The sequence below is a fragment of the Streptomyces apricus genome, assembly GCF_008369065.1.
GTDB classification, from domain to species: domain Bacteria; phylum Actinomycetota; class Actinomycetes; order Streptomycetales; family Streptomycetaceae; genus Streptomyces; species Streptomyces apricus.
In genome coordinates, this window is the sequence record NZ_VDFC01000033.1 from 33888 (window position 1) to 51469 (window position 17582).

General features: G+C 74.4%; 15 protein-coding genes. 3 read left to right on the forward strand and 12 right to left on the reverse strand.

Annotated elements, in window-relative coordinates; translation table 11 throughout:
• Both FGF04_RS11135 and FGF04_RS11140 read right to left on the reverse strand, forming a co-directional pair.
• On the reverse strand, window positions 1-753 hold a 753-nt coding region (locus FGF04_RS11135; protein WP_149511214.1), incomplete at its 3' end, for a DMT family transporter.
• A complete protein-coding gene (locus FGF04_RS11140; protein WP_149511131.1) occupies window positions 750-1637 on the reverse strand; it encodes a phosphatase PAP2 family protein in 888 nt (295 codons plus the stop codon). The genes FGF04_RS11135 and FGF04_RS11140, both read right to left, overlap by 4 nt.
• A gap of 228 nt (window positions 1638-1865) precedes the next feature.
• Between FGF04_RS11140 and FGF04_RS11145 the strand changes: the two genes are divergently transcribed.
• Window positions 1866-2489, forward strand: a complete 624-nt coding sequence (locus FGF04_RS11145; RefSeq protein WP_149511132.1) for a TetR/AcrR family transcriptional regulator — start codon at window positions 1866-1868, stop codon at window positions 2487-2489.
• A 141-nt stretch (window positions 2490-2630) separates the two neighbouring features.
• On the opposite strand, the gene FGF04_RS11150 is transcribed toward FGF04_RS11145, so the two are convergent.
• The gene (locus tag FGF04_RS11150; RefSeq protein ID WP_149511133.1) at window positions 2631-3614 is read right to left on the reverse strand and encodes a DUF2510 domain-containing protein; all 984 of its coding nucleotides are present in this window, start codon (window positions 3612-3614) and stop codon (window positions 2631-2633) included.
• Window positions 3615-4045: 431 nt separating this feature from the next.
• On the opposite strand from FGF04_RS11150, the gene FGF04_RS11155 reads away from it, so the two are divergent.
• Complete coding sequence (locus tag FGF04_RS11155) at window positions 4046-6709, forward strand: ATP-binding protein (protein ID WP_149511134.1); 2664 nt, start codon at window positions 4046-4048, stop codon at window positions 6707-6709.
• Window positions 6710-6809: 100 nt separating this feature from the next.
• On the opposite strand, the gene pcaDC is transcribed toward FGF04_RS11155, so the two are convergent.
• From pcaDC to FGF04_RS11190, 7 genes are read right to left on the reverse strand one after another with little or no spacing between them, the layout of a single operon-like run.
• Complete coding sequence (pcaDC, locus tag FGF04_RS11160; RefSeq protein ID WP_149511135.1) at window positions 6810-7964, reverse strand: bifunctional 3-oxoadipate enol-lactonase/4-carboxymuconolactone decarboxylase PcaDC; 1155 nt, start codon at window positions 7962-7964, stop codon at window positions 6810-6812.
• Complete coding sequence (pcaB, locus tag FGF04_RS11165) at window positions 7961-9322, reverse strand: 3-carboxy-cis,cis-muconate cycloisomerase (protein ID WP_149511136.1); 1362 nt, start codon at window positions 9320-9322, stop codon at window positions 7961-7963. The genes pcaDC and pcaB overlap by 4 nt, the downstream gene beginning before the upstream one ends.
• On the reverse strand, window positions 9319-9894 hold the full coding sequence (pcaG, locus tag FGF04_RS11170) for a protocatechuate 3,4-dioxygenase subunit alpha (RefSeq protein ID WP_149511137.1): 576 nt from the start codon (window positions 9892-9894) through the stop codon (window positions 9319-9321). The genes pcaB and pcaG overlap by 4 nt, the downstream gene beginning before the upstream one ends.
• A gap of 2 nt (window positions 9895-9896) precedes the next feature.
• The gene (gene pcaH, locus FGF04_RS11175; protein ID WP_149511138.1) at window positions 9897-10691 is read right to left on the reverse strand and encodes a protocatechuate 3,4-dioxygenase subunit beta; all 795 of its coding nucleotides are present in this window, start codon (window positions 10689-10691) and stop codon (window positions 9897-9899) included.
• Between the two features lie 8 nt (window positions 10692-10699).
• Window positions 10700-11902 carry a thiolase family protein gene (locus FGF04_RS11180; protein ID WP_149511139.1) on the reverse strand — a complete coding sequence of 401 codons (1203 nt, stop codon included), beginning with the start codon at window positions 11900-11902 and terminating at the stop codon, window positions 10700-10702.
• Window positions 11899-12570, reverse strand: coding sequence for a CoA transferase subunit B (locus FGF04_RS11185; protein ID WP_149511140.1), 672 nt, complete (start codon window positions 12568-12570; stop codon window positions 11899-11901). The genes FGF04_RS11180 and FGF04_RS11185 overlap by 4 nt, the downstream gene beginning before the upstream one ends.
• Window positions 12570-13352: a CoA transferase subunit A gene (locus FGF04_RS11190; protein ID WP_149511141.1), complete on the reverse strand. Its 783-nt coding sequence runs from the start codon at window positions 13350-13352 to the stop codon at window positions 12570-12572. Before FGF04_RS11190 ends, FGF04_RS11185 begins: the two co-directional genes overlap by 1 nt.
• Window positions 13353-13568: 216 nt before the next feature.
• On the opposite strand from FGF04_RS11190, the gene FGF04_RS11195 reads away from it, so the two are divergent.
• Window positions 13569-14042 (forward strand): MarR family winged helix-turn-helix transcriptional regulator, encoded by a 474-nt coding sequence (locus FGF04_RS11195; RefSeq protein WP_149511142.1) that lies wholly within the window; start codon window positions 13569-13571, stop codon window positions 14040-14042.
• A 25-nt stretch (window positions 14043-14067) separates the two neighbouring features.
• On the opposite strand, the gene FGF04_RS11200 is transcribed toward FGF04_RS11195, so the two are convergent.
• On the reverse strand, window positions 14068-15075 hold the full coding sequence (locus FGF04_RS11200; protein WP_149511143.1) for a DUF3048 domain-containing protein: 1008 nt from the start codon (window positions 15073-15075) through the stop codon (window positions 14068-14070).
• A 321-nt stretch (window positions 15076-15396) separates the two neighbouring features.
• A complete protein-coding gene (locus FGF04_RS11205) occupies window positions 15397-17565 on the reverse strand; it encodes an OmpL47-type beta-barrel domain-containing protein (protein WP_235882282.1) in 2169 nt (722 codons plus the stop codon).
• Between the last annotated feature and the right edge of the window lie 17 nt (window positions 17566-17582).

The window sequence follows — 17582 nt, forward strand, 5'->3', positions numbered from 1 at the left end:
GAGCAGCCCCGCCGCCCCGCCCTGCAGCCGCTCGCCGAGCAGCGAGAGGCCGATGGCCGCGGCGGCGATCGGATTGGCCAGCGTCACGACGGCGAGCGGGGCGCCGAGGCCGCCCCGGTAGGCGGTCTGCGACAGCAGCAGCCCGCCCGCGGCGAACGCCGCGATCAGCACGGCCACCACGACGACCTGCCAGCTCAGCAACGGGCCGGAGCGGTCCGTCACGGCGACGGTGACGGTCTGGGTGAGCGCCGAGGCGACTCCCGAGGCGACGCCGGACGCGGACGCGTGCCGCAGCCCCGGGCGCGCGCCCGGCCGGGCCAGTACGCCGATGAGGGCGGCGGTGGCCCCCGTGACCGCCAGCGCCTGCGGGACGCTCAGCACGTCGTCGGGGGCGGGCCCGGACGCGGTGACCAGTACGGCCGAGAGCCCGGCCAGCGTGAGCGCCGTACCGCGCCACTCGACCGCGCTGACCCGGCGCCCGGCCAGGCGCGCGCCCAGCGGCACGGCGGCGACCAGGGTGAGCGCGCCGAGCGGCTGGACGAGGGTGAGCGTCCCGTACTTGAGGGCGGCCACGTGCAGCAGCGCGGCCCCGGCGTTGAGGCCGACCGACCACCACCAGGCGCCGCGGGCCAGCAGCCGCAGCATCCCGGCGTCCGTGGTCCGCGCGGCCAGCCGTTCCTGCGCCACCGCGGCGCCCGCGTAGGCGACGGCGGAGACCAGGGACAGGACGACGGCGAGGAGGGTGGCGCTCATCGTCCGGCTCCCACGAGCTCGGGCGGCTGCGGCGTGCCGGCCGCGGACCCGCCGCCGGATCCCCCGCCGGAGCCCTGCGCCTGCGGCTGCTTCCGGTCCCGCTCCTGCTCCTGCTCCAGCTCCCGCTCCCGCGCTGCGGGGCCGCCGGTGTCCGCGGCCGTCCGCCGGGGCGGGCGCAGGACGGCGAGGGCGATGCCGAGGAGCGCGCCGGCCACGAGCGCGTCGAGCCAGTAGTGGTTCGCCGTCCCGGCGATCACCAGCAGCGTCACCAGCGGGTGCAGCAGCCAGAGCCACCGCCACCGGGACCGGGTCGCGGCGATCAGGCCGATCGCGACCATCAGGGCCCAGCCGAAGTGCAGCGACGGCATCGCGGCGAACTGGTTCGAGAGCGAGTCGGTCTCCGGCGAGGCGCCGTACACGGTGGGTCCGTACACCTGCCCGGTGTCCACGAGGCCCGTCGCGGCCAGCATGCGCGGCGGGGCGAGCGGGAATGTGAGATGGACCACCAGGGCGGCGGCGGTGATCGCCGCGAGCACCCGGCGGGCCCACACGTAGTGCCCCGGCCGCCGCAGGTACAGCCAGACCAGGAAGGCCGCCGTGGCGGGGAAGTGCACGGTCGCGTAATAGGTGTTGGCGAGGTGGACGAGGGTGTCGCCGTGCAGCAGCGCGGACTGCAGGGAGCCCTCGCCGGGCAGGTGCAGGAACCGTTCGGCGTCCCACACGCGGTGCGCGTTGGCGAAGGCCTCGGCGGTGTGGCCCGTGGCCAGCTGCCGGCCGAGCTTGTAGACGAGGAAGAGGCCCGCGACGAGCAGGACCTCACGGACGAGGGGAGGCCGCGGCTTCGCGGCGGATCCCTTCTGTGCAGGCTCGGTTGGGAGTTCCATCCCCCGGCCCCTTTGCTTGACGGTCTCTACGGTGCTGATGCGTGGTGAGCCCAGGAGGGGATCCACTCGGCACAGGGGTGGGTCCTGTCCAAGGCTCATCGATACGCCAGTGTACCGATACGGAAGCGTTCCGGTACACTGGCGTTTCGATAGGTCGTCCGCCGGACCGGGAACCAGCCCCCGGACCGCCGGGGACGCGGACCACCGGGACGAGTGAGGAGAAGCGCCATGGCGTCGCAGGCAGCGGAGGGACCGGAGACGGTCGCCGGCTCGCGCCGCTCCAAGCTCACGCCCGAGCGCGAGCAGGAGTTCTTCGAGGCCGTCCTCGCCCAGGTCCGCGAGTGCGGCTACGACGCCCTGACCATGGAGGGCGTCGCCGCCAGCACCCGGTGCAGCAAGTCCACGCTCTACCGGCAGTGGAAGACCAAGCCGCAGTTCGTGGCGGCCGCGCTGCGCGCCAACCACTGCCCCAAGTTCATCGGCATCGACACCGGCTCGCTCGCCGGCGACCTGCGCGCCGTCGCCCGCACGGCGGGCGAGCGCTCCGACGAGGACACCCGGCTCATGCAGGCGCTCGGGCAGTCCGTGATGCAGGACGAGGAACTGAAACGCGCCCTGCGCGACGCCCTCGTGGAACCCGAGCTGGACGCGCTGCGGGCGATGATCGGGCGGGCGGTCGAGCGGGGCGAGATCGCCGCCGACCACCCGGTGATCGAGTTCGTGCCGGCGCAGCTGCTCGGCGTGCTGCGCGTACGGCCCCTCCTGGAGGGCCGGCCCGCCGACGCGGACTACCTCCTGCGCTACGTGGAAGTGGCCCTGCTGCCCGCCCTGGGGCTGTCGGACACCACCTGAGACCCAGGCCGCCGTCCACGGGATGACCGGACGGCGACCTGATCGCGCCGCACCGTGGGGACGGGGGCGGCGCGCACCCCCCGGCCGGGTGGGGTTCCTCTTGAGCGGAGAGGCGCCCCACCCGGCTGCAGGCGGGACCCCCTAGACGTCCTGCCCGTTGCCGCCGCCGGCGGACTTCTTGATGCCCTTCGTGATCTCGTCGATCACGGCCTGCCCCGGCGCGTCCGACCCGACGTCGACGCCGAAGCGCACGACCACCAGCCGCTGCGCGTCGGCCGGCGCCGGGAAGACCAGCGACTCGACGTACCCGTCGGCGCCCTTGCTGGTGACGACCTTCCAGCGGACCGCGTACCCCTTCTGCCCGGCCACGGTGACCGCCTTCGAGGACAGCTCGTCGTGCGAGGTGATCCCGCCGTAGCTCTTCCCGCCGTACGACTCCTCCGCGTTCTTGGAGATGTCCTCCTTGGCGGCGGCCTCCGCGGTGGTGGCCTTCAGTTCCAGGGCGAGCGCGGGGGCGGAGTACGCGCCGCCCTTGGTGCAGGTCGCCGAGGTGTCGCCCGGGCACTTGTAGGAGTCCCCGGAGGTCACCTGGGCGCCCACCTGGATGGTCGAGCCGCTCCAGTCGTCCGGCACCGGGAGGCTGATGCCGCTGACCGGGTCGGCGGCGAAGCCCTCCTCGCTCTGCTGCGGCTGTGGGACCGCGCCCTCGCCGCCACCGTCCTGGCCGCCGCCCCGCCCGTCGCCCTCCTGCCCCTGCGGGCCGCCGGGCAGCGACGGCGCCGGCCGGGCGCCGCCCTGCTCGCTGCTGCTGCCCGGGTCGTCGTCCGCGGTCAGCGCGTACACCCCGCCGCCTATGCCGGCCAGCACCGCGACGGCGGCGGCGACGGCTATCGCCGTACGCACTCCGCGCCTGGAGCCGCCCGGCTTCGCGCCGGGGTAGGCACCCGGGTACGCACCCGGGTACGGGGCGCCCGGCGCATGGGCCGGTGGGGCCCATGCGGCGGCCGACTCCGCGGGGCGCGTCTGGTCCGTCCATGTCCTGCCGTCCCACCAGCGCTGGGTGGCGGGACCGTCATTCGTCTGCCCGGGGTCGGGATACCAGCCGGGGGGAGTCGCCTGCGTCATGGGTCCACCGTATGAGGCGCGGGTGAAAGCCGGATGAGAGGACCCCGGATCCGGCCGCACCGGCCACGGGGACACCGGACGCACCGGGCGCACCGGGGGCGGCGCGCCCGCGGTCGGGTGGGCGCGCCGCCGACCCGCCCGGGCGTACCGGGGCCGGGCGCCGGAGTGCCGCCCGGGCCGCGGCCCGCAGGCGTGCGCCGGGGTGTCCCGGCCGTTCCTCCGCCCCGCGGCCGTCCTCGAAGTCGCTTACCGCGCACGGCCGGTGGCGGCCCGCGCGCTCCGTCCGGCCGGCCGGCGCCGCACGCCGCGGCGTGCGGCCCGCCGCTCCCGTCCAGGACGGCAACAGGTGTCCCGACCAGGCTCCATCGCGCCTTCCGGAGGACTAGGCTCGAAGTCTGTACGCCATTGGGGCGACCTGGGGAGGTAGCGGGATGACGGAGGCACGGCCGGGTGCGGCCGCCTCGACGCCGCTCTGGGAGCGTGACACGGAAATGGCCGCGGTCACGGAAGCCGTCGACGCCCTGTGCGCCGGATCCGCCGTGGGCAGCCTGCTCGTGTTCACCGGCGAGGCGGGCATCGGCAAGACCGCGCTGCTCGCCCGGGTCCGCGCCGTCGCCGAGGGCCGCTGCACGGTCTGGTCGGCCCGTGGCGGCGAGACCATCACGTCCGTCCCGTTCAACGTGGTGCGGCAGTTGCTGCAGCCCGCGCTCGTGGCGCTGATGCCCGACGAGGCGCGCGAGTACTTCGGCGACTGGTACGACATCGCCGGCCCCGCCCTCGGGATCGCCGAGCCCACCGGACGCCAGGCCGACCCGCAGGGCGTGTGCGACGGCCTGGTCGCCGCCGTGCGCAGGCTGGCCCGGCGCGAGTGGCCGCTGGTGCTCATCATCGACGACGCCCACTGGGCGGACCAGGAGACCCTGCACTGGCTGGCCGCGTTCGCCGAGCGCCTCGACGACCTGCCCGTCCTCGTGGTGGTCGCCCGGCGCCCGGGGGACGTCACCGGGGAGAGCGCCCGCCACCTGGAGTCGATCGGCGAGCTGGCCCGCCCGATGCCCAGCCTGCGCGCCCTGACCCCGGACGCCACGGCCGGCCTCACCCGCGCCACGCTCGGCGCGCACGCCGACGCCCCGTTCTGCCGCGAGGTCTGGGCCGTCACCGGCGGCAACCCCTACGACACCGTGGAGCTCCTCGCCAAGGTCCTCGACAGCGAACTCGAACCCGTCGAGGACTCCGCCGCCCAGTTACGGGCCCTGAACCGCTCCGCGCGCGGCCGCGGACTGGTCGACCGCCTGGAGGGGCTCGGCGTCGACGCCACGAGGTTCGCCTGGGCCGCCGCCATCCTCGGTACGCAGATCTCCGTGGACCTCGCCGCCGAACTGTCCGGCATGCCCCGCGAGGACGCCGAGCGCTGCGCCGCACGGCTGAGCGCGGCCCGCATCCTCACCGCGGTCGACCGTCCCGCGGGCCAGGGCCCGGACGGCGAGCTGGAGTTCGTCCACCCGCTCATCGCCACCGCCGTCTACCGGTCCATCCCGGACGCGCTGCGCACCGCGATGCACGGGGTGGCCGCCTCGGTCGTCACCGCGTCGGGGCTCGGCGCCGCCGCGGCCTCCCGCCACCTCCTGGAGGTCCATCCGGACGACGACCCCGAGCTGGTCGAGCAGATGCGGGAGGCCGCCCGCGAGCACCTGGCGGTCGGCGCCCCGGACGCGGCCCGCCGCTGCCTGGAGCGCGCCCTGCTGGAACCGCCGCTCCCGGAGGTCCACGCGCGCGTGCTCTACGAACTGGGCTGCGCCACGCTCCTGACCTCGCCCGCCACCACGATCTCCCACCTGCGCCAGGCCCTGTCGGTGCACGGCCTGGAGGAGGAGCTGCGGGTCGACGCGGTCTGCCGGCTGTCCTCCGTGCTCGTCCACAACGACCAGCTGGAGGAGGCCGTCGCCACGGTCGACGCGGAGGCCGCCCGCCTGGAGCCCGGCCCCGCCCGGATGCGGCTGCAGGCCGTGCACTACATGTGGGAGGGCATCCACGCGGGCGAGGAGGACGCGCCCGGCCGCTCCCGCCGGCTGGCCCAGCTGGTGAAACCGCTCACCGGCCGCGACAACTCCGAGCGGGCCCTGCTCATCCTGCGCGCCTTCGACGCCATGACCCGCGGGGAGAACGCCGAGGAGGTCGCCGAGCTGTGCGACCGCGCCCTCGTCAACGGCCGCCTCGCGCCCGGGCTCGGCTGGACCGACACCGAGTGGAGCTTCGAGCTCCTGATGATGCTCGGCATCTCCTACACGTACGCGGACCGCCTCGACCGCGCCGAGAGCCTCTTCACGGAGGCCCAGCGCTCGTACGAGTCGGCCGGCTGGAGCGGCGGCCACCTGGCCCTCGCGCACGCCTTCGGCGGGTACGTGCTGCGCAGGCGGGGCCGCCTCAAGGAGGKCGACGAGTCGCTGCGCCGGGCCCTGCGGCTCGCGGACCGGGTCGGGCAGGGCCTGCCCATGCACTGGTCGGCGGCGTGCATGCTCATCGACACGCTGCTGGCCCGCGGGCACGTCGCCGAGGCAGAGGAGATCGCCGAACGGTACTCCTTCGAGCCGCCGCACCCCTCCACGATCGTCCTGCCGGACACCCACTCGGTACGGGGCCGGCTGCTCATCGCCACCGGCCGCTTCGACGAGGGCGTGCACGAGCTGGAGACCGCCGAGAAGATGGCCGAGTCCCGCGGCGGGCACAACACCGTGATGGCGCCCTGGGCGGGCGACCTCGCCCGGGCCCTCGCGGCCGACGACCCCAAGCGCGCCGCCGCGGTGGCCGCCGGCGCCCGCATCCAGGCCGAGCGCTTCGGCACCGACACGGCCATCGGCGAGGCCCTGCGCTGCGCCGCCGCGCTGGAGACCGGCCCGCAGGCGGTCACGCTGCTCGCCCAGGCGGTCACCTACCTCGAAGCGTCCCCGTGCGCCTACGAACACGCGGCGGCCCGCGTCGAGTACGGCATCGCCTCCCGCTCACCCGCGGAGATCACCCGGGGCCTGACCCTGGCCCACTCCTGCGGAGCGGACGCCCTGGCAACCAAAGCCCAACAGGCCCTGAACACCCCGTAAGAGGGCGCCCAGCAAGGGCGCCCCTTTAGGGGCGCGGGGAACTGCGCGCCCAGCCCCCACAAACCCGCACCCGAAGCACAACAGGAGGAGCAGCCCGCGCCTAAAGGCCGGGCCGCTCCTCAGCCAACACCCGCTGGGCCACAGCGAACGCGGAATTCGCCGCAGGCACCCCGCAGTACACCGCCGTCTGCAACAGCACCGCGCCGATCTCCTCCGGAGTCAGCCCGTTGCGGCGGGCGGCCCGCACGTGCATCGCCAGCTCGTCGTAGTGGCCGTGCGCCACCAGCGCGGTCATGGTGATCATGCTGCGCTCGCGGCGGCCGAGCGTCTCGTCCGTCCAGATCTCCCCCCACGCGTACCGCGAGATGAAGTCCTGGAACCGCGCCGTGAATGCGGACTGCCGTGCCTGCGCGGCGTCCACGTGCGCGTCGCCGAGCACCTGCCGCCGCACCTCCATCCCGCGCCGCGTGCCCCCGTCGAAGTGCGCGCGCAACGCGGTGAGCACAGCCTCCGGCCGCTCGGCGGGCGCCAGGTGGGAGGCACCGGGCACCTCGGCGAGCGCGGCGCCCGGCACCGCGTCCGCGATCTCCCGCAGGTGCGCGGGCGGGGTGGCCGGGTCCTCGCGCCCGGCGACGGCGAGCGTGGGGGCGGCGATCCGCGGCAGCTGCCCGCGCAGGTCGAAGGCGGCCAGCGCGTCGCAGCACGCCGCGTACGCCTCGGGGTCGACGGTCCGCTGGTCCTCGATCAGCCGCTCCACCGTGAAACCGGGCGTGAACCAGCGGGCGGCGGCGCTCCCGACGAGCTGCGCCACCCCCTCGCGGCGTACCAGCGCGGCCCGTTCCTCCCACGGCTTCGAGCCGTTGAAGTGCGCCGAGGAGCAGATGACGGCCAGCTTCTCCACCCGCTCGGGGTGGTGGACGGCGAGGTGCAGGCCCACCGCCCCGCCCAGCGAGACACCGGCGTACGAGAACCGGCCGATGCCCAGCGAGTCCGCGAGCGCGAGCACCAGCGCGGCGAGGTCGGCGACGGTCGCGCCCGGACCGATCAGCCCGGCGGGGGAGCCGCCGTGGCCCGGCAGGTCCCAGCGCACCACCCGGTGGGAGACGGAGAGTTCGGGGGCCACCCGGTCCCACAGGGCGGTGGAGGTGCCGAGGGACGGCCCGAGGAGCAGCGGGGGAGCGGCGGCGGACCCTTCGAGGCGGTGGTGGAGGACGGCGCCGTCCGATGCGGCGGGACGGTCGGCGGGGCTGGTCAACGTCGCTCCAGGGCACGGTCGGTGAGGTCCCCCGCGGAGCCGGTGTACCGGGCGGGGTCGGTGAGGCCGGCCAGGTCGGTCTCCTTCAACTCGGGCTCCTGCGCCAGCAGTTCGACGAGCGGGCGGTCCTCCTCGGTGGCCCGCCGGGCCGCCCGGGTGAGCAGCTCCCTGGCGCGGGCCCGCCCGAGCACCGGCGCGAGCTCGGCGGACAGCCGCTCGGAGACGATCAGGCCGTGCGTGAGGTCCAGATGGGCGCGCATCGCGTCCGCGTGGACCCGCAGGCCCCCGGTCAGCTCGGCCGCGTCCCGGGCGGCCCCGCCGGCCAGCCGCAGCAGGTCGCGCAGGGGCTCCCACTCGGCGTGCCAGGCACCGGCGGGCCGTTCGTCCTCGGCGGGCAGCGACGCGTACAGCGTGGCCGCGAGGTGCGGCGCCCGGCGGGCCGCGGCGGCGATCAGCGTGGCCCGTACGGGGTTCGCCTTGTGCGGCATGGCGGAGGACCCGCCGCCCGTGCCCTCGCTCAGCTCGCGGATCTCCGTGCGGGAGAGGGTGAGCACGTCCACGGCCGTCTTGCCGAGGGCGCCCGCGGTGAGGGCCAGGGCGCCCGCCAGGTCGGCGACCGGGGTCCGCAGCGTGTGCCAGGGCAACACCGGTGCGGCGAGCCCCAGTTCACGGGCGTACGCCTCGACGAGGGCCCCCGTGTCGGTGGCCCCGTACGCGGTGAAGGCGGCCGCCGTGCCCGCCGCGCCGCCCAGTTGCACCGGCAGGGCGTCCCGTACGCGCCGCAGGCGGTCGCGGGCGTCCAGCACCAGGGAGCGCCAGCCCGCCGCCTTCAGCCCGAAGGTGGTGGGCACGGCGTGCTGGGTGAGCGTGCGCCCCGGCATGACGGTGTCCCGGTGCGCGCGCGCCAGCCCCGCCAGCGCGCCCTCCGTGCGGGCGAGGTCGGCCAGGACCAGGTCCAGGGTCCGGGCCGCGACCAGCATGGCGGCGGTGTCCATGAGGTCCTGGCTGGTCGCGCCCCGGTGGACGTGGGGCGCGTGCTCGGGGCCCACCGCCGCGCCGAGGTCGGCGACCAGCGGGATCACCGGGTTGCCGCCGTCCCGCGCGCGCAGCGCGAGCGCGCGGACGTCGAAGCGCGCCGGGTCGGCCGCGGCGGTGACCGCGTCGGCGGCCGCGGCCGGGGCGAGGCCGAGCGAGGCCTGCGCCCGGGTGAGCGCCGCCTCCGCGTCGAGCAGCGCCCCGAGGAAGGCCGCGTCGCCCGTCGCGGCCTCGGCGGGCGATCCTGCCCGCCCGGGCGCGAGGAGCCCCGCGTCGGAGCACGGGGGCGGGGACGCGGGCCCGGCCGGTTCGGCTGCTGTCACCGGAACTCCAGGAAGACCGTTTCGCCTTCACCCTGAAGACGGATGTCGAAACGGTACGCCCGGCTCGCGTCCCGCGCCGCGGGCCCCGCCGCGATCAGCGTGGCGCGCCGCTCCGCGGACAGCGAGTCGAGCAGCGGGTCCGGGCCGTCGGCGAGGTAGGCGCGGGTGAAGAGGTGGTGGGTGAGGCCGCGCGCGAACACGCACACGCTGATGTACGGCAGCCCCGGGTTGCCGGGCGGCAGCGTGTGCAGCGCGTAGTGCCCGTCGGCGTCCGTGGGGACCCGCCCGTAGCCCGTGAAGCCGACGCCGTCGCGGCCGAGGAAGCCGCCGGTCGACGGATCGCGGCGCATCGAGCCCGGGGCGCCCGTCAGCGAGCCGTCGGGGGCGGCCTGCCAGAAGTCGAGCAGCGCGTCGGGGACCGGGGCGCCCGCGCCGTCGTACACGTACCCGTGCAGGCTGATCGCGTCCGGGTGGCCCGGCGGGGCGACGCGGTCGCCGTCGGGGAAGGGCAGCGCGTGCCCGTAGAACGGGCCGACGGTGTGGGACGGGGTGGGGAGCAGGTGCTCGGCCATGGTCAACGACCTTCCTCGATCCAGGTGGCGGAGGGACCGTCGAGGACGATGTCCCAGGTGTAGCCCATCGAGAACCCCGGGCGCGACAGGTCGTGGTCGTAGGCGGCCACGAGCCGGTCGCGGGCCGCCTCGTCCGTCACCGACCGCAGGATCGGGTCGTAGCGGAACAGCGGGTCGCCCGGGAAGTACATCTGCGTCACCAGCCGCTGGGTGAACGCCGTGCCGAACACCGAGAAATGGATGTGGGCGGGCCGCCACGCGTTGGTGTGGTTGCCCCAGGGGTAGGGGCCCGGCTTGATCGTGGTGAACGTGTAGCGGCCCTGATCGTCCGTCAGCGTCCGTCCCACACCGGTGAAGTTGGGGTCGAGCGGCGCCGGGTGCTGCTCGCGCAGATGGGCGTACCGGCCGGCGGCGTTGGCCTGCCAGATCTCGACGAGCTGGCCGCGCACGGGGCGGCCGGCGCGGTCGAGGAGGCGGCCCGAGACGGTCATCCGCTCGCCGATCGGCTCGCCCCGGTGCTGGAGGGTCAGGTCGCTGTCGTGCTCGGTGATGTCGGTGACGCCGAACACCGGCCCGGACAGCTCGACGGCCTCCGGGTCGCCGCCGTCCACCGCGACCAGCGGCTGCTTCGGGTGGCGCAGCAGGGAGCTGCGGTACGGGGCGTAGTCGCGCCGTGGGTGGTGCAGGACCGGGGCGCCGCCGGCGACCGCCTTGTCGTACGCCTCCTGCTGGTCGCGTATCTCCAGGTCGATGTCCGCCTGCGAGAGCGAGGGGGTGGGTGAGGGGGTGCGAGCCATGGGGATTCCTAACGCTCCAGTACGAGGGCGAGGCCCTGGCCGACGCCGATGCAGAGGGTGGCGACGCCGACCCCCGAGCCCTTGCGGGCGAGCTGGTGGGCGACGGTCCCGGCGAGCCGGGCGCCGGACGCGCCGAGGGGGTGGCCCAGGGCGATGGCGCCGCCCTGCGGGTTGAGGACGGCCGGGTCGAACTCGGGCCACTCGGCGACGCAGCCGAGGACCTGCGCGGCGAACGCCTCGTTCAGCTCCAGGGTCGACAGGTCGTCGAAGGTCCTGCCCGCCTTGGCGAGTGCGCGGTGGACGGCCTCCACCGGGGCGAGGCCGAAGTAGTCGGGGTCGAGCGCGGAGACCCCGGAGGCGGACACCCGGGCGAGCGGTTCGCGGCCGGTGGCCGCCAGACCCTCCTCGTCGACCAGGAGCAGGGCCGCCGCGCCGTCGTTGAGCGGCGAGGCGTTGCCTGCCGTGACCGTGCCGCCGTCGGTGCGGAACGACGGCTTGAGCCGGGCCATCGCGGCGAGGGAGGCGTCGGCGCGCACGCATTCGTCGGCGGCGAAGGGCAGCGGGTCGCCCTTGCGCTGCGGCACGGGCACCGGCGCGAGCTCGGCGTCGAACAGGCCCGCGGCCTGCGCGGCGGCCGCCTTGCGGTGGCTGGCGAGGGCGAACTCGTCCTGCTGCTCACGGCTGATCTTGTGCTTGTCGGCGATGAGCTCGGCGGACTCCCCGAGCGGAATGGTCCACTGCGGGTCCATCCTCGGGTTCACCATGCGCCAGCCGAGGGTGGTGGAGTACAGCTCGGTGTGCCCGGCCGGGAAGGGCCGGTCGTTCTTCGGCAGGACGTAGGGAGCCCGGGTCATCGACTCGACGCCACCGGCGAGGGCGATCGAGGCGTCGCCGACCGCGATGGCGCGGGCCGCCTGGATCACCGCCTCAAGACCGGAGGCGCACAGCCGGTTGACGCTCACCCCGGGTACGGAGGTGGGCAGTCCGGCGAGCAGGGCGGCCATCCGGGCGACGTTGCGGTTCTCCTCGCCCGCGCCGTTCGCGTTGCCGAAGTAGACGTCGTCGATCCGGGCCGGATCCAGCTCCGGCGTACGGGCCAGCAGCGAGCGCAGTGCGTGGGCGGCGAGGTCGTCCGGGCGGACGGCGGCGAGAGCGCCGTTGTACTTGCCGAACGGGGTACGGACGGCGTCGACGATGTAGACGTCCTTCACGGCTGCTTCTCCTCGGTGGGCTCTGCGGTGGGCACTTCGGCGGTACGGATCTTCGCGGCGGTCCTCGCCACGATCTCCCCGACCGTGACGCCCGGCGCCGTCTCGACGAGTACCAGGCCCTCGGCGGTGACGTCCAGGACGCCCAGGTCGGTGATGACGCGGTCGACGCAGCCCTTGCCGGTCAGCGGCAGCGTGCACGCGTCGAGGATCTTCGGCGACCCGTCCTTGGCGGTGTGGGTCATGACGACGATCACGGTGCGGGCGCCGTGCACCAGGTCCATGGCGCCGCCGATGCCGGTGATCATCTTGCCGGGCACGGCCCAGTTCGCCAGGTCCCCGCCCGCGGAGACCTGCATCGCGCCGAGGACGGCGACGTCGATGTGGCCCCCGCGGATCATCGAGAAGGACAGCGCGGAGTCGAAGTAGGAGGCGCCGGGCAGGACCGTGACGGTCTCCTTGCCCGCGTTGATCAGGTCCGGGTCGACCTGTTCCTCGGTGGGGTACGGGCCGGTGCCCAGGATGCCGTTCTCGGACTCCAGGACCACCTCCACGCCCGGCGGGAGGTGGTTGGGGATCAGCGTGGGCAGCCCGATGCCCAGGTTCACGTACTGGCCGTCGGCGAGTTCGCGCGCGGCGCGGGCGGCCATCTCCTCCCTGCTCCAGGCCATCAGTGGGCCACCGTTCCCCGGTCCGCCGGCGCGGAGACCGTGCGCTTCTCGATCTTCTTGTCGGCGACCTGCTCGGGCGTGAGCGCGAGGACCCGCTGGACGAAGATCCCCGGCAGGTGCACCTGGTCCGGGTCGATCTCCCCGGGCTCCACCAGCTCCTCCACCTCGGCGATCGTCACCCGTCCCGCCATCGCGGCGAGGGGGTTGAAGTTGCGGGCGGACCGGTTGAAGACGAGGTTCCCGTGCCGGTCGCCCCGCGCGGCCCGCACCAGGGCGAAGTCGGTGCGGATGCCGCGCTCCAGCACGTACGGGGTGCCGTCGAAGTCCCGCACCTCCTTGGGCGGCGAGGCCAGCGCGACGCCGCCCTCGCCGTCGTAGCGCCAGGGCAGTCCGCCGTCGGCGACCTGCGTGCCCACGCCGGCCGGCGTGTAGAAGGCGGGGATGCCGGCGCCCCCGGCCCGCAGCCGCTCGGCCAGGGTGCCCTGCGGGATCATCTCGACCTCCAGCTCCCCGCCCAGATACTGCCGCGCGAACTCCTTGTTCGCCCCGATGTACGAGCCGGTGACCCGGGCGATGCGGCCCGCCGCCAGGAGGACCGCCAGGCCGGACTCCATCGCCCCGCAGTTGTTGGACACCACGCCCAGACCGGTGGTCCCGCGCTCGTACAGCGCCCGGATCGTCACGTTCGGCACACCGGCGAGACCGAACCCGCCGACGGCGAGCGTCGCCCCGTCGGGCACGTCGGCCACCGCCGCGGCGGCTGTGGAGACCACCTTGTCCATCTGCGAAGCCCCATCTCTTCCGAGCGTCCCGCGGCCCCGGACCGTCATATTAGTCAGGGCACTGAGTATTTCTACGAGGTTTCGCCCACGCTGCCATTCGGTCCATGAACCGTCAAGACCCCCGAAGAAAGGCCAGTTCGGTGACTCGGCGCGCAAGGGGAGCGGGAGGGGCGGCTACCCGCTATCGTTCAGTGCACCAACGAACAAGGAGCGCTCATGGCCGCGGTGGACCTCTCCGCCCACCCCGGGCACCTGGCCCGGCGGCTGCAGCAGGCGCACTACCTGCTGTGGAACACGATGGTCTCCGAGGAGATCACCTCGCCGCAGTTCGCGGTCCTGAACGCGCTGGTCGCCGAGCCGGGACTCGACCAGCGCACGGTGGGGGAGCGGGTGGGGCTCGACCGGTCCACCGTCGCCGAGGTCGTCAGCCGGCTCGGCCGGCGCGGGTACCTGGACAAGGTCCGCGACCCGCAGGACGGCCGCCGCTCCCTGCTGCGCCCCACCGACGACGGCCTGCGCGTCCACCGCAAGCTCACGGTGCGCACGGCCCGGATGAACCAGGTCTTCCTCGCCCCGCTCTCCGACGGGGAGCAGACCCTGTTCCTCGACCTGATCCGGCGCGTCGCGGACGCGGCGGAGGGGCTGCGCAATCCCGGCGGTCCCGGGGAGCCGGCCGTCGGCCGGCGGTGAGGACCCGTACCGCGTCCCGGCCGGGTCAGGCCCGGGCGAACACCACCCACACCTGGCCCTCGGCGAAGTTCACGGGCGCCCCGTCCGCCGTCGTGAACCGCGTGCCGCCCGTGGCCGCGGGCCGCTGCCAGGCCGCGTCGAAGGCCTTGCCGTCGCGCAGCACCTTCGCCCTGCCCGAGCCCACCGTCTCCGTGTAGGGCGTGACGTTGCCGAGGTAGTCGTGGTACCTGGACGCGCGGATGTGCACGTACTGCACGACGACCGTCGAGGCGGCCACCCGCTTGCCGCCGGCCGTCACCGCCGGCGTGCCGTCCATCGACACCAGCCAGCGCCGCCGGTCCCCGGACCAGTCGAAGGTGAAGCGGGCCTGCGGGAAGCGGACGGTGCGCGTGCGCTCGGGGGTGCCCCCCGCGGGCGCGGGACCGTACCGGAACCCCGTGGTCAGCGCGTCGGACCCGGGCGTGGCCGCCAGCAGCCGCCGGGGGCGCAGGTAGAGGTTGTGCGGCGAGGGCCGGTCCGTGCCCCGGTAGTAGGCGGACCTCTTCTCCTCCGGCAGGGCGGTCCGCAGCGGCGCCCGGCCGATCAGCGGCAGCAGCTTCTTCTGGGCGCCCGAGAAGGCGAGGGTCGGGTCGTGGAACTGGCGCAGCAGCTCCAGGTCCGACTCGCGCGCACTGCGGACCGGGCCGATCACGTCCGGCAGCCGGGTCGCGTACACCGCCATCAGCCGGCTGAGACCGCCCTCGACCTGCTCGGCGTACACCAGGTCGGCGGCGTCCAGGCCGGTCTGCGGACGGGCGCCCGGCACGTTGTCGATCTTCACGACGAGCGGTGAGGCGGCCCGGGGCGCCGGGCTCGCCGGTCTGGCGGGACCCTCTGTCGCGCCGGTGCGGGGCGGAGGGTTGCCGCGTCCGTCGTCGAGCGGCGCCTCTCGCGTGCAGGCCGTCGCCGCGCCGCCCGCCAGGAGGGCGGCCAGCAGCGCCGCCGTGGCGGAGCGCCGCGAGCGCCCTGTTCGTCTCGTGCCCACCGTGCCCACGGTGCCCCGTTTCGTCGTCCGTCCGGTTGCAGGAACGCTCAGTACGTACCCGATGTCCCCGGCACCGAAGGCGGGCACTGGTCCGAGCGGGTCACGGACGCGACCGGGATGTCACGGCGGTTCGCCGTACGGGGCAAGGGCGGGGGCGGCCCGGGCGCGTTCCCCCGCAGGGGGCATTTCGCGGGGCCGTTCGGTCCTGCGGCGCGGGGACGCAGGACGACGGAACCGTGGCCGTACGGCCCGGGGACCGCGGCCGTCCGACGGCCGCGGTCCCCGGTGACTCACCGACTTACCGATTCGGTGACTCAGTGACTCAGTGACTCACAGTTCCTTGATCCGGACGTCGCGGTACGACACCACGTCGGTGATGCTGTGCACCTGGAGACCGATGTAGCCGGAGGAGAACCGCCGCCCGTCCGTGCCCGGGTCGTCCGAGCGCGGCGGGGTGAAGTCCTGGCCGCCGGTGTTGTCGAACTCGTTGATCAGCACGCCGTTGCGGTAGACCGAGTAGTGCTGGTCCACCACGCGGATCTCGTAGTCGTTCCAGGTGCCCTTCTGGGTGACACCGGCACCGGCCAGGCCCACCCGGTCGAAGCCGTAGACCGAACCGGTCTTGTACATGTCCCCGGTGGGGCTGTCGAACTCCTGGATCTCGTGCCCGTACTTGATGGCGACCCACTCGGGCCGCGACTCCTCCGGGTGGTTGTGGACCTGCGGGAACCGCACGAACACACCGGAGTTGGCGTTGCCCGTGCCCGGCGCGTCGTCACGCCACTGGAGCTTCAGCGAGAAGTCCTCGTACTTGCGCTCGGGGAACCACAGCATGCCGAGCCCGTCCCGCGCCGTGCCCGACGTGATGGTGCCGTCGCCGTTCAGCGCGAACGAACCGCCGCCCACGTGCTGCCACTTGCCGAAGGTCTCCTGCGTACCGTCCATGATGGTCCGGTAGCCCTCGGTCTGGCCGGGATCGCCGATGCCCGACTCGTCGGCCGCCTCGTCGATCAGGTCGTACTCGCGCTGGACGATGACACCGTCCTTGAGGAGCGTCTTCAGGACCGACGCCACGTGCTTGAGGAACAGCGCGTGGGACGTCCACTCCTTCTCGTCCTCGATCAACTCGTTGATGCGGCACCGGCTGTTGGTGATCCGGTTCGGCACGCCCGTGTCGACCGTGCCGACGATGACCGTCAGCCGCTCGTCGTACTCGGCGCAGTTGGGCGCCGGCACCCCGCCGCCCGGAGCGATCGTGAAGCTCACCGTGCGGGCGGCCGAGGTGTTGCCCGCCTTGTCGCTCGCCCGGTAGGCCAGCGAGTGCGCACCCACGCGGTCGACCACCACGGGAGCGGTGTACGCGAGGTAGGGGCCGCCGTCGAGCGAGTACTCGATCCTGTCGACCCCCGAACCGCCGTGCGCGTCGGTCGCGGTCACCGTCACCTTGGCGGTGTTGATGTACGCCCCGGAGGAGTTCTTCGTGCCCTCGACGTTCACGCCGGTCACCGGGGGAGTGGTGTCCTCGACGGGCGGCGCGACGACGGTGAACGACACGGACTTCTCGGCGGCCGCGTTGCCCGCCTTGTCCGTGGCGCGGAAGCGCACCTTGTGCGCGCCCACCTCGTGGACCATCACCGGGGCGGTGTACGGCTGCCAGGCGCCGGCGTCACCGAGCGCGTACTCGATGGTGTTGACGCCGGAACCCGCGTCGGAGGCCGTCACCGTGACGGTCGCCATGGCGACGTACTCGCCCTGCGCGTTCTTCTCGCCGGTCACCGCGGCCGACGTCTCCGGCGCGGTGGTGTCGTCCGTCGGCGGGGCCACGACGGTGAACTCCGCCGCCTTCTCCGCCGAGGTGTTCCCCGCCTTGTCCAGGGCCCGGTAGCGGACCTTCTGGGCGCCGACCTCGTCGACCACCACGGGCGTGGTGTACGGCTGCCAGGCCCCCGCGTCGCCGAGCGCGTACTCGATGCGCTCGACGCCCGAACCGCCCGTGTCCGTCGCGCTCAGCGACACGGTCGCCGAACCGACGTACGCGCCGTCCGCGTTCTTGGTGCCGGTGACCTCGGCCGCGGTCTCGGGCGCCGTCGTGTCCTCGCCGGTGCCCTCGGTGACCACCAGGATGCCCTGCATCTGGCCGTGGCCGGGGATCGTGCAGAAGTAGCGGTAGCGGCCGGGCGAGAGCGTCACCTCGGCGGTGTGCCGGCCGCCCTGGTCGTCGTTCGGGTTGGCCAGGATGTTGAGCGGCACGTCGTTCTGGTACTCGGGGTCCGACACGTCGAACGTCAGCGTGTGCGGCATGCCCATGGTGTTGCCGGTCGCCTCGCTGTTCTCGAAGACGATCGTCGTCGGGCCCGCGACCGCCGTGGTGGGCGCGGAGGCGTACTTGGTGATGTCGTCACCGGCCGTCCAGGTGAGCGTCTGCGCCGCGGCGGCCGCCTTGGACGGAGCGGGGTCGGTCTGGCCGGAGGCCGAGGTGGAGGCGAGCCCCAGCACCATCAGCAGTGCGGCGGCCA

Excerpts from the sequence above, each read along its gene's own strand:
- FGF04_RS11140 (WP_149511131.1), bottom strand. The coding sequence starts at position 1,637 with ATGGAACTCCCAACCGAGCCTGCACAGAAGGGATCCGCCGCGAAGCCG.
- FGF04_RS11145 (WP_149511132.1), top strand. The coding sequence starts at position 1,866 with ATGGCGTCGCAGGCAGCGGAGGGACCGGAGACGGTCGCCGGCTCGCGC.
- FGF04_RS11150 (WP_149511133.1), bottom strand. The coding sequence starts at position 3,614 with ATGACGCAGGCGACTCCCCCCGGCTGGTATCCCGACCCCGGGCAGACG.
- pcaG (WP_149511137.1), bottom strand. The coding sequence starts at position 9,894 with ATGGCCGAGCACCTGCTCCCCACCCCGTCCCACACCGTCGGCCCGTTC.
- pcaH (WP_149511138.1), bottom strand. The coding sequence starts at position 10,691 with ATGGCTCGCACCCCCTCACCCACCCCCTCGCTCTCGCAGGCGGACATC.
- FGF04_RS11185 (WP_149511140.1), bottom strand. The coding sequence starts at position 12,570 with ATGGCCTGGAGCAGGGAGGAGATGGCCGCCCGCGCCGCGCGCGAACTC.
- FGF04_RS11190 (WP_149511141.1), bottom strand. The coding sequence starts at position 13,352 with ATGGACAAGGTGGTCTCCACAGCCGCCGCGGCGGTGGCCGACGTGCCC.
- FGF04_RS11195 (WP_149511142.1), top strand. The coding sequence starts at position 13,569 with ATGGCCGCGGTGGACCTCTCCGCCCACCCCGGGCACCTGGCCCGGCGG.
- FGF04_RS11205 (WP_235882282.1), bottom strand. The coding sequence starts at position 17,565 with ATGGTGCTGGGGCTCGCCTCCACCTCGGCCTCCGGCCAGACCGACCCC.